Origin of the sequence: Frankia casuarinae (genome assembly GCF_000013345.1) — a bacterium.
Taxonomy (GTDB): domain Bacteria; phylum Actinomycetota; class Actinomycetes; order Frankiales; family Frankiaceae; genus Frankia; species Frankia casuarinae.
The window spans coordinates 2,498,274-2,524,357 of sequence record NC_007777.1; the positions used below are offsets into that span (position 1 = coordinate 2,498,274).

General features: G+C 69.6%; 25 protein-coding genes and 2 pseudogenes. 17 read left to right on the forward strand and 10 right to left on the reverse strand.

Features of this window, described 5'->3' with window-relative positions; genetic code table 11:
- The first annotated feature begins 121 nt into the window (after positions 1-121).
- Positions 122-676 carry a Uma2 family endonuclease gene (locus tag FRANCCI3_RS10700; protein ID WP_011436547.1) on the forward strand — a complete coding sequence of 185 codons (555 nt, stop codon included), beginning with the start codon at positions 122-124 and terminating at the stop codon, positions 674-676.
- Between the two features lie 98 nt (positions 677-774).
- Here the strand turns inward: FRANCCI3_RS10700 and FRANCCI3_RS10705 are convergent, their stop codons facing one another.
- Positions 775-1,095: a hypothetical protein gene (locus FRANCCI3_RS10705; protein ID WP_011436548.1), complete on the reverse strand. Its 321-nt coding sequence runs from the start codon at positions 1,093-1,095 to the stop codon at positions 775-777.
- Between the two features lie 217 nt (positions 1,096-1,312).
- Here FRANCCI3_RS10705 and FRANCCI3_RS10710 point away from each other — a divergent pair, with 217 nt between their 5' ends.
- From FRANCCI3_RS10710 to FRANCCI3_RS10715, 3 genes and pseudogenes are all read left to right on the forward strand, one after another.
- Positions 1,313-2,488: an IS4 family transposase gene (locus FRANCCI3_RS10710; RefSeq protein WP_369807862.1), complete on the forward strand. Its 1,176-nt coding sequence runs from the start codon at positions 1,313-1,315 to the stop codon at positions 2,486-2,488.
- A 482-nt stretch (positions 2,489-2,970) separates the two neighbouring features.
- A pseudogene (locus tag FRANCCI3_RS29030) lies at positions 2,971-3,099 on the forward strand (GNAT family N-acetyltransferase); the annotation flags it as partial.
- 110 nt (positions 3,100-3,209) lie between these two features.
- Positions 3,210-3,926 (forward strand): metal-dependent hydrolase, encoded by a 717-nt coding sequence (locus FRANCCI3_RS10715; protein WP_011436552.1) that lies wholly within the window; start codon positions 3,210-3,212, stop codon positions 3,924-3,926.
- Positions 3,927-4,106: 180 nt separating this feature from the next.
- Here the strand turns inward: FRANCCI3_RS10715 and FRANCCI3_RS10720 are convergent, their stop codons facing one another.
- On the reverse strand, positions 4,107-4,520 hold the full coding sequence (locus tag FRANCCI3_RS10720) for a DUF2784 domain-containing protein (protein ID WP_011436553.1): 414 nt from the start codon (positions 4,518-4,520) through the stop codon (positions 4,107-4,109).
- 109 nt (positions 4,521-4,629) lie between these two features.
- Between FRANCCI3_RS10720 and lipB the strand changes: the two genes are divergently transcribed.
- From lipB to FRANCCI3_RS10740, 4 genes are all read left to right on the forward strand, one after another.
- The gene (gene lipB / locus FRANCCI3_RS10725; protein ID WP_023842002.1) at positions 4,630-5,433 is read left to right on the forward strand and encodes a lipoyl(octanoyl) transferase LipB; all 804 of its coding nucleotides are present in this window, start codon (positions 4,630-4,632) and stop codon (positions 5,431-5,433) included.
- Positions 5,434-5,652: 219 nt separating this feature from the next.
- On the forward strand, positions 5,653-7,635 hold the full coding sequence (locus FRANCCI3_RS23400; RefSeq protein WP_011436555.1) for a serine/threonine-protein kinase: 1,983 nt from the start codon (positions 5,653-5,655) through the stop codon (positions 7,633-7,635).
- Positions 7,636-7,700: 65 nt separating this feature from the next.
- Positions 7,701-8,336: an alpha-ketoglutarate-dependent dioxygenase AlkB gene (locus FRANCCI3_RS10735; RefSeq protein WP_011436556.1), complete on the forward strand. Its 636-nt coding sequence runs from the start codon at positions 7,701-7,703 to the stop codon at positions 8,334-8,336.
- A gap of 182 nt (positions 8,337-8,518) precedes the next feature.
- On the forward strand, positions 8,519-8,986 hold the full coding sequence (locus tag FRANCCI3_RS10740) for an ATP-binding protein (RefSeq protein WP_011436557.1): 468 nt from the start codon (positions 8,519-8,521) through the stop codon (positions 8,984-8,986).
- Positions 8,987-9,034: 48 nt separating this feature from the next.
- On the opposite strand, the gene FRANCCI3_RS10745 is transcribed toward FRANCCI3_RS10740, so the two are convergent.
- The gene (locus tag FRANCCI3_RS10745; protein ID WP_011436558.1) at positions 9,035-10,246 is read right to left on the reverse strand and encodes a sensor domain-containing phosphodiesterase; all 1,212 of its coding nucleotides are present in this window, start codon (positions 10,244-10,246) and stop codon (positions 9,035-9,037) included.
- Positions 10,247-10,496: 250 nt separating this feature from the next.
- Here FRANCCI3_RS10745 and FRANCCI3_RS28000 point away from each other — a divergent pair, with 250 nt between their 5' ends.
- From FRANCCI3_RS28000 to FRANCCI3_RS10770, 5 genes are all read left to right on the forward strand, one after another.
- Positions 10,497-11,744: a universal stress protein gene (locus FRANCCI3_RS28000; protein WP_011436559.1), complete on the forward strand. Its 1,248-nt coding sequence runs from the start codon at positions 10,497-10,499 to the stop codon at positions 11,742-11,744.
- Between the two features lie 405 nt (positions 11,745-12,149).
- The gene (locus FRANCCI3_RS10755) at positions 12,150-12,617 is read left to right on the forward strand and encodes a hypothetical protein (RefSeq protein WP_011436560.1); all 468 of its coding nucleotides are present in this window, start codon (positions 12,150-12,152) and stop codon (positions 12,615-12,617) included.
- A 215-nt stretch (positions 12,618-12,832) separates the two neighbouring features.
- Positions 12,833-13,426 (forward strand): hemerythrin domain-containing protein, encoded by a 594-nt coding sequence (locus tag FRANCCI3_RS10760; protein ID WP_011436561.1) that lies wholly within the window; start codon positions 12,833-12,835, stop codon positions 13,424-13,426.
- 10 nt (positions 13,427-13,436) lie between these two features.
- Positions 13,437-13,961 (forward strand): DUF6328 family protein, encoded by a 525-nt coding sequence (locus FRANCCI3_RS10765; RefSeq protein WP_011436562.1) that lies wholly within the window; start codon positions 13,437-13,439, stop codon positions 13,959-13,961.
- Between the two features lie 80 nt (positions 13,962-14,041).
- Entirely contained in the window at positions 14,042-14,530 is a 489-nt protein-coding gene (locus FRANCCI3_RS10770; RefSeq protein WP_035913025.1) for a hypothetical protein, read from the forward strand.
- A gap of 523 nt (positions 14,531-15,053) precedes the next feature.
- Here the strand turns inward: FRANCCI3_RS10770 and FRANCCI3_RS10775 are convergent.
- Positions 15,054-15,506 (reverse strand): deaminase, encoded by a 453-nt coding sequence (locus tag FRANCCI3_RS10775; RefSeq protein ID WP_011436565.1) that lies wholly within the window; start codon positions 15,504-15,506, stop codon positions 15,054-15,056.
- A 420-nt stretch (positions 15,507-15,926) separates the two neighbouring features.
- Between FRANCCI3_RS10775 and FRANCCI3_RS10785 the strand changes: the two genes are divergently transcribed.
- The 3 genes from FRANCCI3_RS10785 to FRANCCI3_RS10795 are packed head-to-tail and all read left to right on the forward strand — an operon-like array spanning position 15,927 to position 19,383.
- Positions 15,927-17,162 carry a tyrosine-type recombinase/integrase gene (locus FRANCCI3_RS10785; RefSeq protein ID WP_011436566.1) on the forward strand — a complete coding sequence of 412 codons (1,236 nt, stop codon included), beginning with the start codon at positions 15,927-15,929 and terminating at the stop codon, positions 17,160-17,162.
- Complete coding sequence (locus FRANCCI3_RS10790; protein ID WP_011436567.1) at positions 17,162-18,718, forward strand: hypothetical protein; 1,557 nt, start codon at positions 17,162-17,164, stop codon at positions 18,716-18,718. The genes FRANCCI3_RS10785 and FRANCCI3_RS10790 overlap by 1 nt, the downstream gene beginning before the upstream one ends.
- The gene (locus FRANCCI3_RS10795) at positions 18,664-19,383 is read left to right on the forward strand and encodes an O-methyltransferase (protein WP_011436568.1); all 720 of its coding nucleotides are present in this window, start codon (positions 18,664-18,666) and stop codon (positions 19,381-19,383) included. The genes FRANCCI3_RS10790 and FRANCCI3_RS10795 overlap by 55 nt, the downstream gene beginning before the upstream one ends.
- A gap of 19 nt (positions 19,384-19,402) precedes the next feature.
- Here the strand turns inward: FRANCCI3_RS10795 and FRANCCI3_RS10800 are convergent, their stop codons facing one another.
- A complete protein-coding gene (locus FRANCCI3_RS10800; protein WP_023842013.1) occupies positions 19,403-19,594 on the reverse strand; it encodes a hypothetical protein in 192 nt (63 codons plus the stop codon).
- A gap of 226 nt (positions 19,595-19,820) precedes the next feature.
- On the opposite strand from FRANCCI3_RS10800, the gene FRANCCI3_RS28550 reads away from it, so the two are divergent.
- The gene (locus FRANCCI3_RS28550) at positions 19,821-19,955 is read left to right on the forward strand and encodes a hypothetical protein (RefSeq protein WP_255353906.1); all 135 of its coding nucleotides are present in this window, start codon (positions 19,821-19,823) and stop codon (positions 19,953-19,955) included.
- A 305-nt stretch (positions 19,956-20,260) separates the two neighbouring features.
- Here the strand turns inward: FRANCCI3_RS28550 and FRANCCI3_RS28005 are convergent, their stop codons facing one another.
- The 5 genes and pseudogenes from FRANCCI3_RS28005 to FRANCCI3_RS23410 all read right to left on the reverse strand — a co-directional run bounded on the left by FRANCCI3_RS28005 (position 20,261) and on the right by FRANCCI3_RS23410 (position 25,986).
- Positions 20,261-20,746: a transposase gene (locus tag FRANCCI3_RS28005; RefSeq protein WP_023842014.1), complete on the reverse strand. Its 486-nt coding sequence runs from the start codon at positions 20,744-20,746 to the stop codon at positions 20,261-20,263.
- A gap of 64 nt (positions 20,747-20,810) precedes the next feature.
- Positions 20,811-21,197 (reverse strand): annotated as a pseudogene (locus FRANCCI3_RS28720) (helix-turn-helix domain-containing protein); the annotation flags it as partial.
- Between the two features lie 492 nt (positions 21,198-21,689).
- Positions 21,690-23,702, reverse strand: coding sequence for a hybrid sensor histidine kinase/response regulator (locus FRANCCI3_RS10815; RefSeq protein ID WP_011436571.1), 2,013 nt, complete (start codon positions 23,700-23,702; stop codon positions 21,690-21,692).
- A 65-nt stretch (positions 23,703-23,767) separates the two neighbouring features.
- Complete coding sequence (locus tag FRANCCI3_RS10820; protein WP_011436572.1) at positions 23,768-24,271, reverse strand: response regulator; 504 nt, start codon at positions 24,269-24,271, stop codon at positions 23,768-23,770.
- Positions 24,268-25,986, reverse strand: a complete 1,719-nt coding sequence (locus FRANCCI3_RS23410; RefSeq protein ID WP_011436573.1) for a sensor histidine kinase — start codon at positions 25,984-25,986, stop codon at positions 24,268-24,270. Before FRANCCI3_RS23410 ends, FRANCCI3_RS10820 begins: the two co-directional genes overlap by 4 nt.
- Positions 25,987-26,084 lie beyond the last annotated feature (98 nt).

The window sequence follows — 26,084 nt, forward strand, 5'->3', positions numbered from 1 at the left end:
CCCTCGCGGGTGCGGGTGGGCTGCCGCAGGATGCCGAGACACAGAGGGTACGGCGCTACGCTGGTTCGGCGGGGATCAGGTCTGTTGGATCATCTGAAGGAGGTGTGCCATCACTGCGGGGATGATCGCTCCTGCCTGGATGCACCAGCAGATCACGGCGGAGGAATACGACTCCTGGTCCGAGGAGCGGTGCGCGGGCATCGAGATCGTGGACGGGACGGTCGTTGTGAGCCCCAGCGCGTCCAAGCGTCACAACCGGCTGGTCAAGATCCTCGCGGTCGCGTTGGAGGCTGCTGCCGGGCCGGGCTGGAACGCGGACTTCGACGTCGATGTTCGGCTTCAGGACGTGCCGTTGACGAATCGGCGTCCGGACGTGGCCGTGTACCGCGCCGACACGATCGACATCATGTCGGCCCGTCCCGAGCATCTTCTGCTCGTCGTCGAGGTGGTCTCACCGGGCTCTGAGACGACCGACCGGATTGTCAAGGCCGAGCAGTATGCGAAGGCTGGAATCTCGTATTACTGGCGGGTCGAGCAGCCCCCCGCCGGCGTCCCGGTCGTCTATACCTACGTCCTCGACCCGGCGACCGGAACGTACCGTGGCGCTGAGGTCTTCACGGGCGCCGTCGATGCTGCCGCACCTTTCCCGGTCAAGATCGATCTCGGTCGGTTGTAGCGGCGTCTGCTGGGCGTTGCCGGGCAAGCCGGCCGGCAGGATTCCGGGGGCGCATGAGTGTTCGGTGCGGCGGTGACGCAGGGCCGGCACGCGGGCTGTTACCGGTCGCCCGCTTGCCGGGCAACCGGTATGCGCCTGCGCTGGTTAAGGGCGTGTGCGTAGTGGCCGAATCCCCCCTCGGACACAGACACTACGCACGCCGATGATCTTGGTGTGGCTTCGGCTGTGATCGTCTCTGTTTCGTGATCGTAGATAAGCTTCAGGCCAAGTTCACGGTAGACCTCGGCCTTGCCGGTGGAGTCGGCTTCACGCAGGATCACCAGCAGGGCTCGTGCGCGGGCGATCTGCCAGTTACGGGAGGCCTCTGGATCCTGCTGGTCTTCGGTGGAGACCCTGCCGTAAAACGCGAGTCTGATCATGGGGGCGGTCCTTTGTGGTGAGGCGACGCGGATGAGTCTGAGGTGGCAATGCCGCTCGATTAAGTTAGAGGGACGCCTGTCCATCCCGACATGCCAACGTCCGATCCCGCGTCGATCAATTTTCGAACACGGCGTTCGGTCCAGTTCCTCAACGTCGATCAGTGGGCGGCGGAGAGTTCACATCGGGAGTCGGGCGGTCGGCAGATAGCATCCGGGTGTGGTGCGCCTTCGTCAGGTAGTGGAATTGCCAGCCGTGGACAGCGAGCGGCTGACCGACCGTATTTCGATCGGTGTGCTCGCCAGAATCGTTCCCCGGGATCTCGTCGATGAAGCGCTGGTGGAGACGAAACGGCAGGAACGGCGTACCAGGCTGCTGCCAGCCCGGGTCATGGTGTACTTCACGATGGCGATGTGCCTCTTCTTCGACGATGACTACGAAGAAGTCATGCGTAAACTCGCCGGTGCGTTGAGGTGGCTGGGGAACTGGAAGGGTGACTGGCAGGTCCCAACTAGCGGGGCGATCTCGCAGGCACGGATCAGACTCGGCGCCGCGCCTCTGAAACTGTTGTTTGAACGTGTCGCGGTGCCGGTCGCGGGGCGGGGTACCAAGGGCGCATGGCTGCGTTCCCGGCGGCTGACGGCGATCGACGGGTTCTTCCTCGACGCCGCGGACACCCCCGAGAACGTGGCCAGGTTCGGACGGCACACCAACGGACACAAGGCCAGCGCCCTGCCACAGGTCCATGTTGTCGCGCTCGCCGAATGCGGCACGCACGCGATCGTCGCCGCCGCGGTCGGCCCCCGGGCGAGCGACGAACGCACCCTCGCCGCCACTCTCTTCGACGCCTGCGAACCCGGGATGCTCCTCACCGCCGACCGCAACTTCTACGGCCGCGACCTGTGGCACCAGGCACTTGACACCGGCGCGGACCTGCTCTGGCGAGTCAGGTCCAACCTCGCGCTACCGGTCATCCAACCGCTCCCTGACGGCTCCTACCTCTCCATTGTCATCAATCCGAAACTAAGCGGGAAACGGCGGGAACAGCTCATCGTCGACGCCCGCGCGGGCCGCGATTTTCCCGAGGACTACGCGACACCCGTCCGCGTCATCGAATACACGGTGCCCGACCGCACCGGAGCCGGCACCGGAGAACTGATCTGCCTCATCACCAACATCCTTGACCAAACCGATATATCCGCGGTGGAACTCGCCACGGGCTACCATGAGCGGTGGGAAATTGAAAGAATCTTCGATGAGGTGAAGACCCACCAGCGGGGCGAAGCCCGCTCGGTCTCAATAGGTCAGTGCACCACGTATGAATCCGGTCATAGATCGGGTCTGGTAGGAACGTGGCCTACTGATCTGGAGGTTCGGTGCGCGGCGCGGTGTTGACAGCGGAGGATCGCGAGGTCATTTCCCGTGGGATCACGGAGGGAAAATCGGACGCTGGATCGTCGGCTAGTCGTCGAAGAACTACCTCGGGCTACTAGTCATGTCACGGACCGCCAGACCCATTCCGCCCTGGCCGAACAAGCCATGGCGAGGCAAGGCCGAACGCCGACGGTGAAGAACGTCGGAGAGCCGTGTGCCGGAGAACGGCATGCACGGATCGATGTGGCGGGGAATGGAAACGGAGCCGACGGCCACCGCGCCATTCCCCGACCCTACTGAGGACCACACGCACGCGCTTCGGGAAATCTTCACAGAGATCATCGAACAGCTCAACCCGGTGCGCCGCCACCGCACGTACCCACGCGCCATCAGACGAGGCCGCCACAGCGCCTACCGAGTCAAACGCCCAACAGACACCGGCATCCGTCATGATCAACAATCGAAGATCATCCTTGCTCGGACCGCTTAACTAAGCGCCATTGGGCTATGCCGGGGCTGTGACGGCAGCGGTGAGCCAGGCTGCGCTGGACGCGGGAGCGCACGAGGTCCTGCTGTTCACCGATCCGGCTGATCCGACCAGCAACGGCGTGTATCAGCGGCTCGGCTTCTAGGACCACACGCGGAGCCCGCTTGCCACGGGACAGCCGAACGTCGCTCGGCGCGCGGCGGCTGGATCGGCTGGATACAGTCTGACGATGCTGATCATTGAGGTTGAGCTGCCATGATGGGACGGACCCACGCCCTGAGCGGGGCGGTGGTCTGGTTGGCCGTCGCACCCCTGCTGTCCCGGGAGCAGTGGTTGGGCTCGCACGCGGTGTCCTTGTCCTCGTCCCAGGTGATCGCCGGCGCGGTGGTATCCGCGGGCGCGGCGCTCCTGCCCGACATCGACCATCCCCACGGTCGGATCGCCAACACCTTCGGGCCGGTCACCCGGGTTATGTGCAGGTGGATCAGCAGGGCCGCCGGTGGCCACCGGCACGCCACCCACTCGATCCTCTTCGCGCTCGGCATGGGTGTGGTCATGGGCCTGCTGGCTGCCCGTTTCGAGTATGGGTGGTGGGCCGCGCTGTTCGTCCTCGTGGGCTTCGGGTTACGTGGGCTCGGCCTGGACTTCGAGAAGCACGAGCACTGGTCGTCCGTCATGGACTGCGTGACCGCCGGGGTCGCTGTCTTTCTCATGCACGGCATTGACATGAGCTTCGCCGGCTACGCGGTCACCCTGGGCTGTCTCGCCCACCTGGCCGGGGACTGCCTGACCCCGCGCGGCTGCCCTCTTCTCTGGCCGGTCACCTGGCGGATGGAGACAGTCCTGGTTCCCCGGACGGACGGCAGGATCGAACACTGGGTCGTCGTTCCGCTTCTCGCGGTCGCCGCGGTAATCCTGACCGTGCGAGTCGTGACGGGCGACGCCGTGTCCCACTGGCTCACCGCCGGTTGAGACACCCGGCGCCGCCCCGCGAACACCGGCTGGGCGGCGCCAGCGTAGGCGGTGTGCCCGCTGGGGTATTCGGGGTGCGCCGGTGGCGGTGTCGTAGCGCCGTGACATCGTAGCGCCGTGACCTCGCAGTGCCGTGACGTCGTAGCCGGCCTCGGCCTGACCCACCGCCGGTCATCACGGTCATCGCTGGCCGGGGTCGGATGATGCCGGATCCGGTCCGGTGTCCACCGTCGGTCGGGACCGTCGTCGGTGTAGGTCCAGGCAGACGCGCACGTAGGCAACGACCACGATCAGCGCGGCCAGCGAGCGGACGAGCCAGGTGAGATCGTCCGGGTAGAGGACGCCCGCAAGGTAATGATCGATGAAACCGCCCTGGTAGGCCGGTTGACCATCGAGCCGTCGCAGATACTTCTCCAGCGGGGTCAGCGGACAGGTGAACCCGATCGTGATGATCGTTACACCCCAGATGACGGCGGGCACATGCAGCCAGAGCAGCCAGCGCCGCCGCCGGACCAGCAGCCCACCGAAGATGATGAACGCGATCCCGAGCAGGTGGGCCACCACGACGAGGTCGGCGAGAATATCGTACGTCATCGCTGCTCCCTGTGGGCCACGGTACGCCGACCGCGCGGGATCATCCCGGCCCGGACCGCCGGAACCCGGGCATACGGTGGACCGGGCATACGGTGGAGAGGTGAATGCCGTGAACCCCGCGAATGCTATCGACCGGGTGGACGCCGTCGACGGGGTGGACAGCGGCCCGGGCCCGGGCCCGGGCCCGGTGACCTGGCCTGAGATCCTGCTGCGCCTCGACGACGATCTTGTCGACTACGAGGTTGCCATGGCACGGATGCGGGTGATGGTGCGGGAACGGATCGACGGCGTGCGGCCGGACACGCTGTGGTTCCTGTCGCATCCGCCGGTCTACACCGTCGGCAAGCGGACCCCGCCCGAGCACCGCCCGCTCGCGGGGCTGGGCATCCCGGTTCACGAGACCAACCGGGGTGGGCTGCTGACGTACCACGCCCCCGGCCAGCTGGTGGGCTACGTGATGTGTCATATCGGCGCGATGAACGCGGTGGTGCCGTTCCTGCGGCTGTTGGAGGCCCGGTTGGTGGACACGGTCGAGGCGCTCGGCATTCCGGCCGAGCGGCGGGACACCCCGCCCGGGTCCGTCGAGCTCACGGGGGTCTGGACCCGCCGGACCAACCGGAAGATCGCGTCCATCGGCCTGCGGTGCACGCGCAAGGTGACCAGCCACGGATTCGCGCTCAACGTCGACTGCGACATGCGGCCATGGACCTGGGCGACGCCCTGCGGCATGCCCGAGGTGGAGATGACCTCCGTGCAGCGGGAGCTGACCGACGCGGGGCACGCCGTCCCGAGCATGGCCGAGGTCCGCGAGATCGCCGCCGAGATGCTCGGCGCACGCAACGCCCCGCACCCCCCGGCGCCGAACCTGAGCTCGGGGGATCTGGGCACGGGGACCCGAGCCGGTCGAACCTGAGTTCGGGGGACCTGGGTACGGTCGGTGGCCCCTGGACCGTTATTTCCTCCCCTGAATTCGGCGGCCCCACGACGAGTGCGCGATCGGCGACCTGGTAAGTCGGGATCAGGTCGACCGGGTCGACCGGGCCGGCGGGGAGACATCCACGGAACCCTCACTAAAGTAGCCGTCCAGAACGGACGGCACGGACGGCACGGACGGGGAGGATCGGGGAGAACCGTGGTAGGCCATGCGGGACTGGTCGTCGCCGGCCGTTACCGACTCCAGGACCGCCTCGGGGCTGGCGGGATGGGGGCCGTCTGGCGGGCGACCGACCAGATGCTGCGGGTCGACGTCGCGCTCAAGGAAGTCTCGATCCCCGTCGACTCCACGCCGGGGGAGTGGACCGAACGGATCGCCCGCGCACGGCGGGAAGGGATGAACGCCGCCCGCCTTCGGGGTCACCCCGGGATCGTCAGCGTCCATGACGTGGTCGAGGACGGCGGGCTGCCGTGGATCGTCATGGACCTCATCATCCCGGCTCGGTCGGTAGCGGACCGGCTGCGGGGATCGGGCGGGCTACGGCCGGATGAGACAGCGTCGATCGGAGCGGCGGTCGCCGATGCCCTCGCCTTCGCCCATGCGAAGGGCGTCGTTCATCGCGACATCAAACCGGGCAACATCCTGTTGGCGGAGAGTGGCCGGGCACTCGTCACCGACTTCGGTATCGCCGCGCACAACGACGACAGTCGGATGACCGCCGCCGGAGTGGTCGGCACCATCGCCTATGTCGCTCCCGAACGGCTTGGCGGTCAGCCCGCGGACGGGCGTAGTGACGTGTTCTCCCTGGGAGTCACCCTTTACCAGATGGTGGAGGGGAGGTTACCGTTCCAGGCCGACACGACCGCCGGGCTGCTCAGCGCGATCCTGTTCGAACCGCCGCGCCCGACCGTGCTCGCCGGTCCACTTCGGCCGGTGCTGGATGCGATGCTCGAGAAGGACCCGGTAGTCCGGCTGGATGCCGCGGCTGCCGCGCGCGCCCTCGCCTCCCTCGCGGCCGGGGGACCGGCATCACCGGTGCTGGTGCCGGCACAGGTACCGACACCGACACCGGCACAGCTACCACCGCCGGCACAGGTACCGACACCGCCGTTGCCGCGGGTACCTACGGTCTCGCGACCGGCAACGGCCCTGCTGCCGCCCGTCGGCGAGCCGGAGGCAGGCGGTTCGCGGTGGCCTGACTCCGGGATGCCTGGGACGCCTGGGCTGTCCGGGGCGCCTGGCCGTCCCTCAGGACGGGTGTGGCTCGTGGCCGGGACGTTGACAGCCGTCCTCGCGATCCTGGCCGGGGTGTTCCTCGCCCGCGGTGGTGTCGGCGCCCATCCGGGCGACGGGTCCCTGACCGGCACCGCGTCCGCGACGGTGGCCGCGACCGGACCGGAAGACGGCGTCCCGAGGGTATCGCCGTCCGCGGCCGCGAGCGGGGCGGGGAGCGGGGCCGCGAGCGGTGCGGGGACCAGTGCGGGGACCGGGGCGCGAACGAGTTCGGCCACTGCAGCAGGCTCCCCCCGACCGTCCCAGGAGCTCACCGTCGTGCCCTCCTTCTCCGCCGCCGCGCCCGGGGTGTCGCAGTACAGCGCCGACTATTACGCAACTCTCACCAGAAGCCGGCAGGACGGCTTCCTGCTGCGGGTCGGATTCGACGCGACCGGCCGTAGCGACCTGCGGGATCCGCGGACATCCTGCGTGCTGGTCTCGTCGGGTTCTCGCGAGCTCCGGCTGTTTCCCGTCCAGGCCGACGTGCCGGTGAGCTCCTCCGGACGGTATTCCGGAACACTGACGTTCTCGCTCGCGCTGCCGGGAAGCTACCGTTTCCGCTACTCGTGCCAGGCGGACTACTCGGCCGCGCTCCTCGGCACGGTGACGATGCCATCGGTGGCGGTGAGCGTTTACGACGACAACTACTTCGTGAACGTGCTGGAGGTACGCGTCGGAGCCGGTCGGACGGTCGTGTTTTTCGCCGCAGCGGGAGCGGCGGACCTCCGGGTGCCGGTTACGTCGTGCCTTCGGTTGGAAAGCGGGATCCGTAGGCCTGTCGTGGAGCTGAAGACCTCGCGGAAGTCGCCGACGGGGGCGACGTACATCGGAACGATGCGGTTCGAGGGGACCCCGCCGGCTACCCTCGTCTATTCCTGCTCCGATTACTCGCCTGTCAACCTGTGACGGCCTTCGGGCCTTCGGGCTTGTCGCAGACCTGTCTTCGAACGTGTGTTTGGTAGTGTCGAAGCATGGAGATCGCGGCGTTCCAGGCCTCGTTGCTCGATGACGCCCCGGCGATCGAGGTCGGCCCACTCGGGACGTCCGTCCGACGAGTCGGGCTCGCGCGGGGTGCGTGGGTCGATGTGCGGCCCCGCTGGATCGTTGGAGCCGACGTGCTCTTCGAGCGGCTGCGCGATCGTGTCCCCTGGCGGGCGGAGCAGCGGACGATGTACGACAGGGTCGTCGACATTCCCCGGCTGCTCGCCTTCTACGACGAGCGTGCGTCGCTGCCCGATCCGGCGCTCGGCGCGGCGAAGCGGGTCCTCGACGAGCACTATGCGGCCGAGTTGGGCGAGGGCTTCGCCACCGCCGGGCTGTGCCTGTATCGCGACGGGCGTGACAGTGTGGCCTGGCATGGCGATCGCGTCGGGCCGGGTGGGTTCCGCGACACCATGGTCGCGATCGCCGTCCTGGGCGCCCCGCGTGCGTTGCTGCTGCGGCCGCGGGGCGGGGGCGGCCCGGCGATCCGGCACGACCTGGGCCACGGCGACCTGCTCGTGATGGGAGGCAGTTGCCAGCGCACGTGGGATCATGCCGTGCCCAAGACGGCGCGGCCGGTCGGGCCGCGGATCAGCGTTCAGTTCCGCCCGCGCGGCGTGCGCTGAGCTGGACCGTTCCCGCTTCGGTGGACCTCGCTCGGGCGTACGGGAAGAAGGCCCGGCGGGCGGCCCTGGCCCGGTACGGTCTCGATCGTTTCCTGCGGGACTGGGACGAGGTGCTCGCGCGGGTCACGGACTGAGCTCCGACACCGGGTTTATCCACATGATTGCAAGGAAATGTCTTTCACATGACGGGTAAACCGGAGCTGCCCGGCGAGTCGGGCGAGTCGGGCGAGCCCGGCGAGCCCGGCGAGCCCGGCGAGCCGTTGGACAGGTTCGTGCTGCCGCTCAGCCCGATCGCGCCCCGGCAGGCCCGGGTCCGGCTGGCCGCGGGCCTCGCCGGCACCGGCTTCGCGGCGGAGCTGACCGAGATCGTCGTGCTGCTCGCCAGCGAACTGGTCACCAACGCCGTCGTGCACGGCCGCGGTGAGCCGGTTCTGGAGATCCGGACAACCGACCACCAGGTGTGGGTCGGCGTCCAGGATCCGGACAGCCGCCTCCCGCAGGTGCAGCAGGTCGACACCGACTCGCTCGGCGGGCGGGGTATGCACCTGGTGGCCGAGCTCGCTGAGACCTGGGGCGCCGACGTCATCCCCGGCGACGGGAAGGTCGTCTGGTTCCGGTTGCGTCGGGAGAGCCCCGCCGTCGATGGTTGACCGCCGCCGCTGCGGCCGGGCGCGCCGGGGCTTACCTGACGCCGGGGCTTACCTGACGGCCTCGGGCAGGACGGGGGTGGGCGGGCCGAGAAGGAAGCCCTGGCCGTAGGGGATCGCGGTCTCCCGGGTGGCCTGGAGTTCGGCCGCGGTCTCGATGCCCTCGGCGACCACGCTGCCTCCGATCTCCTTGGCGACGTGCACCAGCCCGGCGGCCACGGCCCGCCGGGCCGGGTCGGTGTCGATGCCCTGGGTCAGGCAGCAGTCCATCTTGATGATCTCCGGTCGCAGCCGGACGAGCTGTTCCAGCCCGGCATAGCCGGTACCCACGTCGTCGGCGGCGATGCGGACGCCGAGCCGGCGCAGGTGCTCGATGTCGCGGTTGATCGCCGGAGTGTCGCCGATCCGTTCGTGCTCGGTGATCTCCACGAGGATGCGTTCGGCATCCTCGTTCATGATCATGTCCACCAGGCCGGCCGAGAGGGTCGTCGCCGAGACGTTAATCGCGAGGATCATGTGCGTCGGCAGCCGGGGCAGCACGGCGAGCGCGCGTCGGACCGCGGCGAGTTCGAGATCGACGTTGAGGCCGACGGAGCCTGCCGCGGTGAACCACTGTGACGGGCTGCGGGCGTAGTCCGAGAACCGGGACAGCGCCTCCACTCCGATGATCTTTCCGTGTTCGAGGTCGAGCACCGGCTGGAAGGCGAGCGCGGGCCCCCCGCCGTCGATCACATGGCTGACGTCGCGCCAGACGCGGCTGCGGACCTCCCACATCCGGTGCAGGTCGGTCACGGAATCGCCGAGGATCTCCGCGATCATCCGCAGGAACCGGCCGTCGCGCGGCCGCAGGTGCGGATGCGGCCCGTGCCCGAGACAGCCGGCCAGGCCGTAGACGATGCCGTCGCTGTCGACCACCGGCACGGCGGCGTAGGCCCCCACGTCGAGTTCGTCGACGACGGGCAGTCGCAGGATGCGCGGATCGGCTCGGGTGTCCGGGATGACGGTGGGAAACTCACCGGACAGGACGCGTCCGAACAGGGCGCTCTCGCGCCGAACGGTGGAGCCCGGGGCCAGCTGGAACGACGCGCCGTCCCCGTTGATGACCTGCACGACGAGGACGTCCGCCTCGATGCGACCGAGCCAGGCAAGATCCATGCCCAGATGGCGGCGCAGTATCCCCAGCAGCTCCACCACCGCCGTCGCCGGCTCGGGAACCTCGGCCTTCGGCCCGAGCACCGAGGCGGGGGTTGGACGGACCGACATCCGTACCACCTCCTCTCCTGGTGTTCCCTCGGGTTTTCCGCGCACACCCTGGTCGGCACCGAGATCTGTTACCGTTTCATGAACGATATCGACCTGTTCATGACCGGCGTCCGCCACTGCCGGGAGATCCATCCACTGTCTCCCGTCTGTCTCCCCTCGCGTCCGTTGTCTCTTCGTGTTGTAGTAGACACGGGATCGGGACGGATGCCTGCTCGGCGAGCGAGGATGCTCGGAGGGGAGGCGGTGTCGCGTGGCGGACATCGTGGTCGGGATCGACGGGTCGACAGATGCCGAGCGCGCGCTGCGGTGGGCCGTGCGCGCGGGGCGTCGTTGTAGCGCGCGGGTGCGTGCCGTGCTCGTCTGGGCCGCGGCCGGCCCGTTCTGCACGCGGGTGAAGCCGCCGCCCGCCACCTCACCGGAGCATCCCCGCTGGACGGCCCAGTGGATGCTGCACGACGTCGTCAACCGGGTCCGCGAGGCCCAGCCCGACGCCTGGATCGTCGAGCGGACCGTGTACGGGAGCCCGGTGGACACGATACTGACCGAGTCGGAGGGCGCGGTCATGCTCGTCCTCGGTGCCCGCGGCCGTGACCGGCCGCGCCGCCTGCCGGCCGGTTCGGTCAGCATGGCGTGCGTGTACGGGGCGTCGGTGCCGGTGGTCGTGGTCCACGGCAGGTCGGCGGAGCCGGCCGAGAGCGGGCCCGTCGTCGTCGGGGTGGACGGGTCCGCCTGCTCGTTGGCCGCGCTGCGGTGGGCCGCCCAGGAGGCGGCGCTGCGCCGGGCGTCGCTGCGCATCATGCACGCCTGGGCGCCGCTGCCACCGGAGTGCGTTGTCCGGCTGGGACTCTGCGGTGCCAGGTCCGCTGGTGCGGTACCCACGGTGGGCGCTGGGGCCGTTCGTGCCGGGCCGGCTGGTGCGGCGCCGGCTGGTGCGGCGTCGGCTGGTGCGGGGCTCGGCGACACGGATCCGGGCGGGACCGGATCCATCCGGACGGACCCGGGCGAAACGGGCTTCGCTCCGGGATTCGCCGGCCGTGGAGTTCGGGGCACGGCATCGGGGGGCACGGTACTCGATGATCGTCCAGGATTTGGTGACCCGGGGTCCGCCGATGCGGCGCTCGGCGGGTCGGCGTTCGGCGGGTCGGCGTTCGGGGGTCCCGCGTTCGGGGGTCCCGCGCTCGATGCGACGGGATCCGGCGGAACGGCCCTCGTCGACGCCGCCCTCGAAGGCGCCGCGCGAGCCGTGCTGGACGAGGCGGTGCGCGTGGGTCTGCCCGAGCCGGGTGATCTCGATGTGCGCACGGACCTGATCCGCGGAGCGGCCGCGTCCAGCCTGCTGCGGGCCGCGGCGGGGGCGCAGCTCCTGGTCATCGGAGCCCGGGGCCGCGGCGGATTCGCCGAGCTGCTGCTGGGCTCCATCAGTTCACAGTGTGTGACACACGCCCAGTGCGCGGTCGCGGTCATCCGCACGCCCGGAAGTACGACGTGTAGTGATTAGTGCGACGTGTGGTGACTCCGCCGCGGCGGACCTTCGACCCGGTGCGAGTCCCTTTCCCTCGGGTCGTGGGCTCTTGGGCCGTGAGCCGCGAGCTTTCGGGTCGTGGGCCGAGATCGAGGGCCCCGGGCGGGGATGCCCGATCGGGCACGTACCGAGCGGGTGGACGGCGGGTCACCGGCGGCGCCACCTGCCGCGCCACCTGCCGCGCCACCTGCGGTGTCGGCTCTCGCGGCCCGCCGAGCGCGGCCCGCGATCCAGCGGTGACGGCGCGGCGGGCAGGTGATCCTCCCGAAACGGCCCGGCTTTCCCTCGTCTTGGGGGAGGATGGGCAGATCGGGGCGTGATGTCCCCGTGAGGTACGGGGGCATCACGGCGCCGGCCGTGGGAGGGGAGCGTCGAGCGACTATGGCGGATCAGTACTATGGCGGTTCCGGTCGGCGCGGCGAACGGTTCGCCCAGGCGCGCTGGCTCGCCGGTCAGGCCCGGCAGGACCGCACCACCTCCTGGTACGTCCCGCTGATGATCACCGTGATCGGCGCCGGTGCGGCGTTCGACGCCTTCGGCCGCGGCGTGGGGCTCCTCTACGCCCTCGGGCTGTCGATCGCCTTCGTCCTGCTGACGTGGACGACGATCCGGCTCATGCCGTCGGTGTCCGACGAGCTGAACGTCAACCGGGTGACAGGCCCGCGCAAGATCATCGCCATGGTGAACACGCCGGTGCGCACCCACGGCGTGTTCCTGCTGGCCGCGGCGTTGCCGATCGCGATCGCCCTGATCAGGACGGTCGGTTTCTTCGTGTTCGGCGGGGCGCTGCTCGTCGGGATCGTGGTCGGCGTAGCGCTGGCCGCGGCCTGGATGTTCGAACGCCGGTAGACCCGCCCGGCGCCGACGAACCTCCTGATTCCGAATGACGAACCTCCTGATTCCGAATTCCGAAGAACCTCCTGCTCTCCTCTCAGAGCGCCCATCCCTGGGCCTGGACATCCCGGTCCGGCGCATCCCCCGCTCGGACCAGGTTCCTGTTCCCGCCAAGCGGGCAGGCCAGCAGGGACACGGTCCGGTGCGCGGTCCGCGATGAGGAGAGTGCGATGACGGTCAGCAAGGCCACGAGGGAACGAACCCGGGCGAGTCAGCTCCCCGAGGACGATGTGGTCGGGATCCTGCTCGCGCAGCATGCCGAGATCCGCGAGCTGTTCGGGAAGGTCAGGACGTCGACGGGCCGACGCCGCCAGGAGACGTTCGACGAGCTGCGGGCGCTGCTCGCGGCCCACGAGACCGGCGAGGAGGTGGTGCTGCGCCCGATCAGCCGGCAGGTGGTGGGGCCCGAGGTGACCGATGCCCGCAACCACGAGGAGAAGGCTGCGAGTCGGGACCTCGCCGACCTCGATCGGATGGAGGCGAGCAGCGTCGAGTTCGGGGCCAAGCTCGCCGCGTTCGAGCACACGGTGCTGGAACACGCCGAGCGCGAGGAGCGGGAGGAGTTCGAGGCGCTGCGCCAGGTCCGTCCCGAATCCGAACTCGTGCGCCTGGGCCGCAGACTGCGGGCCATTCAGGCGATCGCCCCCACCCATCCGCACCCCTCGGTCGCGGGATCCCCCACCGCTCAGCGGGTATTCGGGCCGGTGGTGTCCCTCGTCGACCGGCTGCGCGACGCTCGGCGGCAGACGGCGGCGGCGGGATGACGGCGGCGGGATGACGGCGAGGAGTTCCACCGCCCGGGGGAGCTCCTCGAACGGCGGGCCGGACCCTTCGGAGACCCCGGCGCAACGCCGGTACCGCAACTGGGGAGATCTGCTGCAGGAGTTGCGCGTCGTCCAGACGGGCGTGCAGCTGCTGACCGCCTTCCTGCTCGCCATCCCGTTCCAGCAGCGGTTCACGACGTTGAGCAACGAGCAGAAGTCGCTCTATCTCGTGATCGTGCTGCTGACGGTCAGCGCCACCGGGCTGCTCATCATGCCGGTGAGCCTGCACCGCGCGGTCTTCCGGCGCAAGGAGAAGGAGACGCTGATCCGGGTGGCGAACCGGCTCGCCCAGGTGGGCCTGGCATTGTTCGCCGTGGCCGTCTCCGGGGTCGTCCTGCTCATCTTCGACGTGGTCAGGGGGGCGCCGGCCGGCTGGATCGCCGGGGGCTGCACCTTCGTCGTGCTGGTCGTGCTGTGGGCCGTCGTGCCCGCCGCCATCCGCCTCGCCGCCGGCGGCTGGGCGTCCGGACCGTAGCCGGGTGCCCAGACGGTTCGCAGCGGCTTGCCGTGCGGACAGGTACCCGCTCTTGGCACGGGCTTGACGCTGCCCGTCGCGTGAAACTGGGCGCCATGGCGACGGCGGCATCCCCCCGGACCCGGGTGGTCGACGAGCACATGTTCACCGTCGCGCGGGCGCTGGGTCCGACGACGTTCCGGTTGCAACTGTTCACGGCGACTGGCCTGCGGCCGGTGGCTGTCGTGACCCAGCCGGAGCGGGAAGGCTTGTCGCTGATGAACGGCGCCGAGCGCTACGCAGCGGCGGTGTGGATGCGGTACCTCCCGGACGATCCCGAGCCGCCGATCTGGGTCCAGCGCCAGTTCGTCAACAGCACGGCCGACGCCTTCACCCAGGTGCTGTTCACGGTCACCGGCCCACACACGCCGGCGAACCCTCGGTGGCGCAGGCTGACCGACCAGACGCTGGCCGCTCTGGTCGGTGCTCCGGTCGACGCGGACCGCGGCGCCGGCGGGTACGCCAGATCCGCCCGCGCCGCGGCGGGCGGGACTGCTGCTGGTACCACCAGGGCGACTGGCACCGGGTGAACGCGGCCGCCGGGACCGGCGGTGACAGCTGCCCGCTGGGCCGGGCGGCCAGCGCGACGGTCACCGGCGTCGGCCGGGGTCGCCCGGGGAGGTCGAACCACAGCAGGTGCGGCGGCATCCGCGGGGTCCGCGCCCAGTGCGCCAGCCGGTCAAGATCACGGATAGGTGGCCCGCTCTCGATCCGGCTGACCTGGGCCTGCGTCAGGGTGTGCCACCGACCCAGCCGTTCCTGGCTGATGGGCCCGGAGGTGGTGGGGGTGCAGGCGATAGGCCGCGGAGACCCGGCCTATGTGCTGGGCCGCGAAGGCATCACGCATCTGGTCGGTGTGCCAGAACCGCTCCGGCACGCGCGCCGGGCCTGCCGGACACCACCTTCAGTACGGATCCCGCGGTCGTGGCGCGGGTTGCCGAGCGCCTGCGCGCTCCACCCCTGGCACTAACTTCCCACCCCGTGGGGCAACGGACCGCGGCGGACACCGGCCCAGAGCGTTCCGAGGCCGAGCGGACGTCAGCCGAAATTGGATCAGACTGACAGGTGGGCGTTCATGGCGCGGGCCTGTTCACCGAGCTCGGGTAGTTCCACGACGGTGACGCCCGCCTGGGTGAGGAGTTCGTAGCCTTGGCAGTCGGCGACGAAGAGGCTGGGTTCGCGCCAGGCGATGACCACTCGCGGGATCTTTGCTTCCAGGATGAGCTGGGTGCAGGTGCGGGGCCGGGACTTGCGCTGGGAGCAGGGTTCGAGGGTGCTGTAGATCGTCGCGGTGGCGAGCCGAGGGTCGCCCGGGCCGATCTTCGCGAGTGCGGACTCCTCGGCGTGTACCGCGTCGTCGACCTCGCGGGAGAAGCCGAAGGCGATCTCCTGGTTGTTCTTGTCGACGATGACGGCGCCCACGGAGTAGGCGCCGGCGGCGGGTGGGCAGCGGTGGGCGAGTTCGATGGCCCGGGTCATCCAACGGTGATCGTCGAGCTGGGGCATGGAGCGGCTCCTCCTTCCCTGGGGTCCGGTCCCGCAGGGCGGTGGACCGGATGGCCGGTGGCGTGCCGGTGGCCGCAGTGGGTGCAACTGCGTCGCGGGCGTGGCGTCGTCATCCCTGGCCGCCTTCCCCGATCCGTACGCGGCGGGCGGTCAACGCGCGAACCGTAGCACCGTCCGTGTCGATGTCAATGCCTAAAGCTCATTGCAGATAACGCTGCGCGGTATAGCCACCACCTCCAGCAAAGCCCACGCTCGGGAGCGTGGCAGGCCCGGGACGCGTGGCAGCGTGCTGTCCGCTGTTCGATCGGATCATCGTTACGGAACTGTTGACCGGACTTTCCTGAGGTCGAACGGCGTGTCGTAGGGCAGGGTCGGACAGGTCGGAACAGTCTGCATCTCTCTGATCTTGGAGGGTGCTGGGTGTTTGAGGACAGCGATCATCGGGTGATCGAGGCGATCCGGCTTCCGCTGTGGGGAAGCGTGGTCGCGTCCGACGGCGTGGTGCCGTGGAGGCTGGTCGACGGCCTCGGTGAGCCGGTCGAGCCGGTCGAGGTCTTCCTACGGGACTTCGTCGCGCAGGGCCGGTCGGCGAACTCGGTGCGCAGCTATGCGCTGGCGTTGCTGCGGTGGTGGCGGTTTCTGGTCGCGGTTGGAGTGGCCTGGGACCGGGTGAGTCCGGCGGAGGTCCGGGACTTCGTGCTGTGGCTCGGGCAGGCGACCAAGCCGGTCGCGGCGGCGCGGGTCGGGTCGCGGGCGACCGTGGGGCAGGTCAACCCGGTGACCCGTAAGCGCCACCTCGGGGACGGCTACGGGCCGGCGACGGTGCGGCACAGCAACGCCGTGCTGCGGACCTTCTATGAGTTCTGGCTGGAGCGTGGTGAGGGGCCGCTGGTGAATCCGGTTGTGCTTGCTCGGGCGGGCCGGGGCCGGGCGCACGCGCACCACAACCCGCTGGAGGCATTCCGTCCGGAGGGGCGGCTGCGTTATAACCCTCGGCTGCCGAAGCGGAAGCCGAGGGCGATGCCGGACGAGCGGTGGGACGCGCTGTTTGCGGCGATGGGCCGTAACCGGGACCGGGCGATCCTGGCGCTGGGCGTGTCCACCGGTGCCCGCGCGGCCGAGCTGCTCGGCATGCGCGGCGCGGACCTGGACTGGGGTGGCCAGCTGGTGCGGGTGGTCCGCAAGGGGACGCGGGCCGAGCAGTGGCTGCCGGCGAGCCCGGAGGCGTTCGTCTGGCTGCGTCTCTACCTGGCCGACGTCGGCGGCGGTGTGCTGGGCGCGGGTGATCCGGTCTGGCGGACGGTCTATCGGCGCGGCGGGGTCCACGAGCCGTTGAACTACGAGGCGCTGCGGGCGGTCTTCCGTCGGGCGAACCGCCGGTTGGGCGCGAACTGGACGATGCACGATTTGAGGCACACCTGTGCGATTCGGATGGTGCGCGACGGCCGGCTGTCGCTGCGCGACGCGCAGACGATCCTCGGCCACGCCCACCTGTCGACGACCCAGCTCTACCTGGAGCAGGACGACGAGGAGGTCTTCGCTCGGGTCCGGGAGCATTTGGCTGCGCGGGAAAGACCTCGCCCCGCGCCCCCAGCGCCGGCGGCCCTCGGCTACGACCCCGCTGACCTCGCGGTCCTGTTCGGGAACCCGAGGTGATGCCTACCGCGGTCGCGGCCCCAGCCACCAAGCAGGCCATCGGCCCAGGGGCGTCGGGCTGGGAGCCGGCCGCGCGGCCGGTCGGCCCGTGGGATACGGCGTCGTTGGACGACGTGCTCGCGGCTGTGCCGACCTTGTCGTGGTGGAACGCGAAGCGGCAGCAGGCGCAGCGGTCGGTTGCCGGTGTCGAGCTGCTGCTGGACTGGCTGGGCCGGGTGCCCGGCGGCTGGCAGGACCGGTGGGAGCATGCCGAGGCGATGCTCGGTCCCAGGTGGGCGACCTGGTCAGCCGCCATTCCCGAGCCCGACAGGCCCTGCGGCGAACGCCATCGCGTGGTGCTGACCCGAGGGCTGGCCTGTCTGCTGCGGATGAGGCTCGTCCGGCCGAGCTACCCGTTCCTGACCACCTACGGGCCGACGACGACGTTCGCGGTCGTCCGCGACCTGGTGAGCCCGGAGTTGTTCGCCTGCGCGGCCGACGCCGCGCGGGCGTGTGGCGGCCATTCCGAGAACGTGCTCAGGAAGGCGCTGAACGTCCTGACCGCGATCGTGATCCATACCGGTGGCAGCCTGAACGAGGTGACCACAGGCGACCTCCTCGCGTTCCAGTCAGCCACGGCGCCCAGCCGCGGCCGGACGCGTGACGGTTCCCACCTGGCCTGGCAGATGATGGTCGACCTGGGCGTCTTCCCACCGCACTCCACGCTGCACGCCGCCATGCGCACCGGCCCGCAGAGCACCGCCGAACTCGTGGACCGCCACGGCATCGCCGACCGGCAGATCCGCGAGTTGCTGATCCGCTACCTCGACGAGCGGCGTCCCGCGCTCGACTACAGCACCTTCCGCATGCTCGTCGGCCGTCTCGCCGGGGCGTTCTGGGCCGACCTCGAACGCCATCACCCCGGCATCGACACCCTCAATCTGCCACGCGAGGTCACGGATCCCTGGAAGGAACGGCTGCGTTTTCCCCAGAACGGCGGCAGCCGCCCGACCCGGCAACGACACATCGACACCCTGATCACGGTCCGCGCCTTCTACCTCGACATCGCCGAATGGGCACTGTCGGACCCTTCCTGGGCGCCTTGGGCGTTCCCCAGCCCGGTGCGCAAGAGCGACACCGCGGGAGTCGTCAAACAGCGCCGCGCCACAACGGCCTCGAACTCGGCGACTGCGGACGCCCCTACGGCACCCCCTGCATCCACGAACACGCCTGCGTCCGCTGCCCCATGCTCCGCGTCGACCCCCGCCAACGCACCCGCCTCGAACAGATCATCCGCAACCTCGGCGAACGCATCGAGGAAGCCAAAGCCAACGGCTGGCAGGGCGAAGTCGAGGGCCTCAAGACCAGCCTCGAAGCCGCACAGCGCAAGCTCGCCGGCCTGGACCGCGCAGCCCGCAACACCTCCAAACCAGCACCACTCGGAATGCCACCAATCCCACCCAAAATTTCAAGATCAAAATCCGGATAAGCGGGTGCCTGGGATATCCCGCGAGCTTGGTGGGTGCAGCTGGCCGAGGACGGGCGTCTGGTGGTGCCGCTGCGGATCCTCGGGCTGACTCGAACGGTCGTGTTCGAGCGGGCCGGAGCGGTTCTACGGAGCCGGTCGGTCGTGGAGGACGGGTTCATGCCGATGCGTGCTCTCGGTGCCGTTCGCGAGCAGAACATCCGGGTCGGTGCCGGCCCGGACCTGACAATTCGGCTCGATGACGATCGCCCGGTGGATGCCTCGGCGTTGCGGGGCGCGTTGGATCACCCTGTGGCGGCGTGCTGGACCGGGGTCGCCGTCCCGTGGGGCTGGACAGAGCATCTCGATTTCTGGCTGGCCACGCTGGAGGGCTTCTGCCGGCTCCTAGTGTCGCGGGCTGCGGTCGATGACGGCCGACTGATGGCGCCGAAGGGACCGTGGGGAAGCATGGGGATTGTTGAGGGCGGGACTCTGGCCTATCTCACGACGCGGCCGAGTCCTACCGGCGATGCGAAGATGCCCAGCTACGAGATCGGTGCCTGCGGCTACGGCCCGCGGGGCGGCGAGCTGGCGTCCCGGCTCGCCGAGCGGGTCCGCGACTGGGACCGTGACGGTGGGCAGGGCGTCCGGCTGTGGATCGAGGCATATCCGGCTGACGCCGTCCCTCCGGAGATGCCAGGTGTGCTGCTTGCGGTCGACAAGCGCGACAGTCGGGTTCTCGTCCGGGTGGCCGAGCAGGTACCCGCCGCGGTTTGACCGCCTCGGCCGGGCAGGGTCAGGACAAGAGCAGCAGGGCGTCCCAAGTCGTGCGCAGGTCCTCGGGCATGGGGCACCCGGCGTACTCGGCGAGAGCGAGCGCCGTTCCGGCAGCGCCAGTGAGGAAGCCGGGCCGGACGGTGGCCGCGTTCCCGGCGAGGTGGGCGAAGCCGAAACGGCGCGTGGGGTCGAACGCGCCGGAGGGGTGCACGGTGACAGCGTCTGGGTGACGGTCCGCTGAGGCCGCTGATGACGTCGTAGACGTGCCATGGAGTGCTCACCGGCCGATGGGTGAGGGCGGTGCGGTGGTACCCGGCGATGATCAGCGAAGCGGCCAGGCCAGCGCCGGCGTGGTACACGCCAGTGGGGTGGGCGCCTCGCGGGGTCTGGCGGGCTGCGTGGGTCCAGTGGTTCGCCGCGGCTGTGGCGAAATCAGGGTGGACGGCCGCCAGCCGGGCGTGCAGCAGTGCCGTCCCGGGCAGGCCGTCGGCGAGACTGGCCGCGGCCTCGGCCGGGAGAGCGGCCGTGACCGTCTCGGGGCGCAGGAGCCGTTCGGCGAGGGCGGTCAGTGATACCGGGCTCTGGACGCGGCGGGAACGATCTGCGATGAGTCGTTACTCTTTGCAGCTAGGCTGTGACAGCACCAGTCCAACTGTGACAGCCGGAAGTCACGTTGGTTGGCCAATCCGGCGCTTGCGGCTCCTGGACCCGGGCGGCGGTCAGGAAGCCGCCGACGACGACACGCCCAGGTCTGGACATCACGAGCGTCGGTCCTTCAGGACTGATGTGGCTATGCCAGAGACCGATGGCAGGCATACACAACACGCATAGACATCGTCACCTGGAGTCCTAGTGGGTGTCGCTGCAAGTTCGTCGGTTATGCGGCGAGGTTGAGGCGGCTGGCGGTCTTCAGCAGGTCCGCACGGGTGTACTTCCAGTCGAACCGGGTCGCGGTCTGGTTGTAGAGCGTTTGGAAGCCCATGACGCGGGCGGCGAGCGCGTCGAGGTCGGCGAAGTCGGCGAGGTCGCCACGCTCGATCGCCTTGCGCTGCAGGATCGAGAAGTACACCTCTACCTGGTTGAGCCAGGACGCGTGGACCGGCAGGTGGACCAGCGTCGCGGTCGGGTGGGCTGCGCGCATCCGGTCGATGGAGGCTTGGCCCCGGTGGGACGAGCCGTTGTCGACGATCCAGAACACCCGCCGCGCCGAGGCGTACGGCTCGCTGTTCATGACCTGGGCGGCGAGCCGGCCGAAAGGGACGATCCCGGTGGTGTCCTCGATCCGGCCGATGACCTGGGCGCGCTGGACGTCGTAGGCGGCGAAGTAGGCCACCGTCCCGCCGCGTTCGTACTCGAACTCCACCCGCGGACCGTGGCCGGCCCGAGCGGCGCCGGTCAGCCAACCCCGCCAGGCCCTCGCGGGCGAACCGGCCCCGCCACTTGCTGACGGTGTCCTCGCAGACATCAAGCTGAGCGGCGATCGCCGCGTTGCCCGCTCCACCGGCCGCCGCGAGCACGATCCTCGCGCGCAGCCAGGCACGGCGGAGCACGGTCGCCGACCGGACACGGCGGGCCAGCTCGGCGCGGACGTCGTCCGTCAGAATGATCGCGGTGGCACGGCGAGACACTCCCGATGTCCTAGCGGGCAGGTCACACCGGCCCACCGCCCCGGCCCCGCCCACAGGCAACCCGCCGACACCCCCGGCCACAATCAGGGCTGTGGCCGGTATCCCAGAATCGACGAAGATCTCCCTGCGGCAGCGGCTGGTCGAGCACGCCACCGGCAGGTGGCCCAGGATCACCGCGCTGTCCACCCGCTACCGTGGCCCGTTCGTCTACGTCACCGCGACCGATCCCGACGGCGACGCCCAGCCACTGTGCCGGCTGCGCTACGTCGGCTACGCCAACAACTGGGGCTTCGCCATCTGGCGAGCCAGCCACAACGACTACGCCGACTCCATACTGGCCGACGGATCCCCGACCGGCACCGCCGAAGCCGCCCTCGACCTTGCCGCCGGCCTCTACCTACCCGCCACCGCCGATAACCGACGAACTAACGGCGACGCCCACTATCTGGGGCTTCGGGAGATCCGCCTGCCCGCCACGATCTGGGATCAGATCCTCGCCGCGATTCGGTCCCGTGCGGTCACGGCCTCGACCGGTGACAGCGCGGGCTCAGATCTGCAAGGGCTGCGACGGGCACGGGGTCCGGGTCACCGTCCACGCCACGGTCCTCGGCCACCCGGAAAAGTTGATCTCGTGCTGCCCGTGGTGCGCCGGCACGGCCGCACCATCTGCACCGCCGGTCAGCGTGGGTGCAGGGTTCGTTCCAGGCTGTCGAGAAGGGCGCGGGCGGTGAACGGCTTCTGGAGGTGGGCGACGCCGGGCGGGAAGCCGGCCACGGACTTCTCGGCGCCGGCGGCGTAGCCCGACATCAGCATGACCGGCAGCTCGGGGCGGGTCCGACGGAACTGTTCGATGAGCTGGTAGCCCGTCATGCCGGGCATGATCGCGTCGGTGAGCAGGGCGTCGATCCGCGTCGTCCCGGGACCGAACCGGTCGAGGGCCTCGGCCGGGGAACCCGCCTCGTGGACGAGGTAGCCGGACCGTACGAGGATGCGCGTGGTGACGGCGCGCACGGCCGCGTCGTCCTCGACGACGAGGATCGTCTTCCCCTGCCCGCGGGTGGCGTCGTCCCGGGTGGTGTCGTCCCGGGTGGTGTCGACGGGAGCGGGCCCGCTCCTCGCCGTGGCGGGCAGCAGGATCCGGATGGTCGTCCCCTTCCCGACCTCGGACTCGATGTCGACCTCGCCGCCGGCCGCCTTGACCACCCCGTAGACGGTGGCGAGGCCGAGTCCCGTCCCCTCACCGGGTCCCTTGGTGGTGAAGAAGGGTTCGACGGCGCGACGGATCACCTCCGGGCTCATGCCGCACCCGGTGTCGGCGACCGCCAGGCAGGCCCAGCCGCGCTTCGGGCGTTCTTCCGGCGACGGCCGCCCGTGCGCGGCCGGGCGGTCCGCGGGAGACGGGCCCCGGTCCCGGTCCAGGTTCGCCGTGCTGAGGGTGAGGCGGCCGCCGTCGGGCATGGCCGCACGGGAGTTGACGACCAGGTTCATCACCACCTGTTGGATCTTGCTCGGGTCGATCGTGACGGGGTGGAGATCGGGATCGAGGAGGGTGACGATCTCGATGTCCTCGCCGATGGTGCGTCGCAGCAGGTTCCGCGTCCCCTCGACCACCGCGTTGAGGTCGAGGGTCTCCGGCTTCGACGACTCCTGCCGGCTGAAGGTGAGCAGTTGACGGGTCAGTCCGGCGGCCTGGTCGGCGGCACGGCTGATCTCGTCCATGTCGGCCCGGCACGGGTCGTCGTCGGGAAGGGTGTCGAGGACGATCTCCGCATAGCCGGTGATCACGCCGAGCAGGTTGTTGAAGTCGTGCGCCACGCCGCCCGCGAGCCGGCCGAGGGACTCCAGCCGCTCGGTCTGATCCAGCTGGCGTCGCAGCCGCTCCCGTTCCTCGTCGGCATGGACCTGCTCGGTCACGTCACGCAGGATGCCCTGCACCGCGACGAGGTGGCCCTGGTCGTCGTGGACGCCGACCACGCGTTGCTCCGTCCAGACCTCGACGCCCTCTCGCGGGTGCCAACGGACCCGCAGCGGTTCGGGGTTCGCCGTGCGCCACGAGCCCTTGAGGGTGGGCCGGTCCTCCTCGTCGACCAGCGAGAACAGGGTGTCGGGGCGGCCGCACAGGTCCTCGGGCGGGTAGCCGGTGATCATCCTGATCGCCGGGCTGACGTACTCGACCTCGGCCCGCGGGCACAGCCGGCAGCGGAAGAGGACGTCCGTCGCCTGCTCGGCGAGCAGCCGGAACCGCTCCTCGCTGCGTCGTAGGGCGGCCTCGGCCTGCCGTCGTCTCTGCCGGTCGTCGGCCTCCCGCAGTTCGCGCTGCACCGCGGGGACGAGTCGGCTCATGCGATCCTTGAGCAGGAAGTCGTGCGCGCCGGCCCGCATGAGTGCCGCCGCCGTCTCCTCGCCGACCTGGCCGGAGACGACGATGAACGGGATATCGAGGCCGCTGGCGCGCAGCTGCATCAGGGCCGCCTCGGCGCCGAACGCCGGCATGTGGTAATCGCAGATCACCAGGTCCGGAGGCCGGGTACGGAGAACCGACGCGGCCGCCTCGGAGTCCTCCACCCGATCGGAGGTCACCTCGAAACCGCCGCGTCGCAGTCGTTCGATGACGAGCACGGCATCGTCGTCGCTGTCCTCGATCATGAGGACGTGAATGCGTGGCATCATGCGCACCTGTCTCGCCGTCATCTAGCCGGCCGTCACCCAGCCCGCCACCACCTACATCTCCGGCCGCCGCTCAGCCAGCTGCCGCTTCACCCTTCCGCGGCGGGTGAGGCATCGGCATTGGCACCGGAATCGGCATCGCTCTGGGTGTTCTGGGTGGACTGCCGGTTGAGCAGCAGCCAGTACATTCCCGCCGTCCGCACCGCCTCGGTGAACTGGCCGAAGTCGACCGGTTTGACGATGTAGCTGTTGACGCCGAGATCGTAGCTGGCCACGATGTCCCGTTCCTCGTGGGAGGAAGTCAGCATCACCACCGGCACGGTCCGAAGGGCCGGGTCGCCTTTCAGTCGTTGCAGGACCTCCAGGCCGTCGACCTTCGGCAGCTTGAGATCGAGTAGAACGACCTTCGGATCCCTGTCCGGCGACCGGTCGGCGTAGGGGCCGGTACGGAAGAGGAAGGCGAGCGCCTCGGCTCCGTCCCGGAGAACCTCGATCGAAGCCATGATGTTCTTTGTATGCAGCGCGTGCAGGGTAAGTTCGATATCGTCGGGATCATCCTCCACCAGCAGAATGTTCGGTCTTTCGATGTTCACGCCGATACCTCCTCGCTCAGAGTGAAGAAGAAGGTCGCGCCTTTCCCCTGCGCCGCCTCCGCCCAGATCCGCCCGCCATGGCGGGCGATGACGCGCTGGCACAGCGCGAGACCGACACCCGTTCCCTCGAACTGTTCCGAGCGGTGCAGCCGCTGGAACACCCCGAACAGCTTGTCCGCATACCGCGGATCGAAACCGGCCCCGTTGTCGGCGACGTAGAAGACCACCCGCCCGTTCTCGCGGCGGCTGCCGATCTCGATGCGGGCGGGGTCACGGCCCCGGGTGAACTTGACCGCGTTCGACAGCAGGTTGGTGTAGACCACCTTGAGCAGCACCGGGTCGGCCACCCCACGGGGAAGATCCCCGACGGTGATCCGCACCGGGCGGCCGGCGCGGTCGCCCTCTTGCTCCGCCAGCACCGCGGACACGATCGCCGCCGGGTCCACCTCCCGCTTACTCATGGGCTGCCTGCCCAGGCGGGAGAAGGCGAGCAGGTCGTCGATCAACGCGCCCATCCGGTCGGAGCTGCGTTGCACCCGGTCGAGATAGCCGCGGGCCTGCTCGGGCATGTCCTCGGCGTACTCGTCCATCAGGATTCGGGAGAAACCGCTCATCGACCGCAGTGGCGCCCGCAGGTCGTGGGAGACGCTGTAGGTGAAACTGCCGAGCTCGTCGATGGCCTCGTGCATCCGCTTGTTGGCCTCGACGAGGCGCGTGTTCGCCTCCGCCAACCGGGCGTTCGTCCCCGCCAACCGCTCGTTGGCCGCGGCCAGATCGGCGGAGACGCGCAGTCTTTCGGCATCGGCATGATCCAGCCGCCGGCAGATCCCGACGGTGACCGCCAGCAGCATGACCACGGTATAGGAGACCACCAGGGCACCCCGGAACGCGACGCCGTAGAACCCGAGCCGCCACAGCGCCACCGCGGTCGTCCCGACAAGGACCGGGACGATGACCGTGGCCGGCAGCAACTGGCGGGCGACGCCCCCGCCGGCCCCGGAACTCGCCAGGATCGCCAGCGGGGTATAACCCAACCGCGCCAGCGTCGCTCCGACCGACAGCACCAGCGTGGCGACCGCCGCCGGGACGGCGACCCTCGTGTAACCGGAAGTGAAATCGACCCCGTACAGATAGCTCAGCAGCACCGTAAAGGAGATGAACCCCGCGACGCAGACCAGGGCCTGGGCCACGTACCTTCCTCGCCACCGGCGGGTATCGAACAGTAGCAGGGCGAGCGACAACAGCGCCAGAATGGCCGCGCCGAAAGGCACGATCCGCCCCGGATGAGACTGCGAGGCTGTGGCCTGGTCGATGAAGAGAAGTTCGTCTATGCCGAAATTCCGATCCACGGCCGACTCGACGAGAGAGAGTCCGGAGATCGCCAGTGCAAGGGCGGCGGCCCCCTGTCCCGCCGCCCGGACGGCGGTTCGCCGCCGGCCGAGTCGGCTCCACAGCGAGAACCCGAGCAGCAGACCGCAGACGGCTCCGTTTGGTTTCGTCGACGGCCAGACGGGTTTGATGCTCGTGAGCACGTGGTTGTCCAGGGTCCAACCGAGTAGCGTGACCGCGGCCATCACGATCGTGAACACGGCGGCCCAGGATGCGACGGTCTCAAGTCGCGACGCGTGCGCACCGTCGCCGGCGGGCCAGGCCGGTGTCCCGCTGCCCGCACCCACCCGCACCGGCTTGGCCGGTCCGCGACCCTCTGGGTTCATGGCTCTCCTAGCGCCCGAACACGATCGAAAGATTCGCTCTTCGTGAGAGGTCATGACCGTTGCGTGATACCCGCGATCGCCGCCCTCACGCCGCCATC

Excerpts from the sequence above, each read along its gene's own strand:
- FRANCCI3_RS10775 (WP_011436565.1), bottom strand. The coding sequence starts at position 15,506 with ATGCCCCAGCTCGACGATCACCGTTGGATGACCCGGGCCATCGAACTC.
- FRANCCI3_RS10720 (WP_011436553.1), bottom strand. The coding sequence starts at position 4,520 with ATGACGTACGATATTCTCGCCGACCTCGTCGTGGTGGCCCACCTGCTC.
- FRANCCI3_RS10815 (WP_011436571.1), bottom strand. The coding sequence starts at position 23,702 with ATGACGGCGAGACAGGTGCGCATGATGCCACGCATTCACGTCCTCATG.
- FRANCCI3_RS10790 (WP_011436567.1), top strand. The coding sequence starts at position 17,162 with ATGCCTACCGCGGTCGCGGCCCCAGCCACCAAGCAGGCCATCGGCCCA.
- FRANCCI3_RS10740 (WP_011436557.1), top strand. The coding sequence starts at position 8,519 with ATGACGGGTAAACCGGAGCTGCCCGGCGAGTCGGGCGAGTCGGGCGAG.
- FRANCCI3_RS10760 (WP_011436561.1), top strand. The coding sequence starts at position 12,833 with ATGACGGTCAGCAAGGCCACGAGGGAACGAACCCGGGCGAGTCAGCTC.
- FRANCCI3_RS10735 (WP_011436556.1), top strand. The coding sequence starts at position 7,701 with ATGGAGATCGCGGCGTTCCAGGCCTCGTTGCTCGATGACGCCCCGGCG.
- FRANCCI3_RS10745 (WP_011436558.1), bottom strand. The coding sequence starts at position 10,246 with ATGTCGGTCCGTCCAACCCCCGCCTCGGTGCTCGGGCCGAAGGCCGAG.
- FRANCCI3_RS10765 (WP_011436562.1), top strand. The coding sequence starts at position 13,437 with ATGACGGCGAGGAGTTCCACCGCCCGGGGGAGCTCCTCGAACGGCGGG.
- FRANCCI3_RS10715 (WP_011436552.1), top strand. The coding sequence starts at position 3,210 with ATGATGGGACGGACCCACGCCCTGAGCGGGGCGGTGGTCTGGTTGGCC.
- FRANCCI3_RS10755 (WP_011436560.1), top strand. The coding sequence starts at position 12,150 with ATGGCGGATCAGTACTATGGCGGTTCCGGTCGGCGCGGCGAACGGTTC.
- FRANCCI3_RS10700 (WP_011436547.1), top strand. The coding sequence starts at position 122 with ATGATCGCTCCTGCCTGGATGCACCAGCAGATCACGGCGGAGGAATAC.
- FRANCCI3_RS23410 (WP_011436573.1), bottom strand. The coding sequence starts at position 25,986 with ATGAACCCAGAGGGTCGCGGACCGGCCAAGCCGGTGCGGGTGGGTGCG.
- FRANCCI3_RS10705 (WP_011436548.1), bottom strand. The coding sequence starts at position 1,095 with ATGATCAGACTCGCGTTTTACGGCAGGGTCTCCACCGAAGACCAGCAG.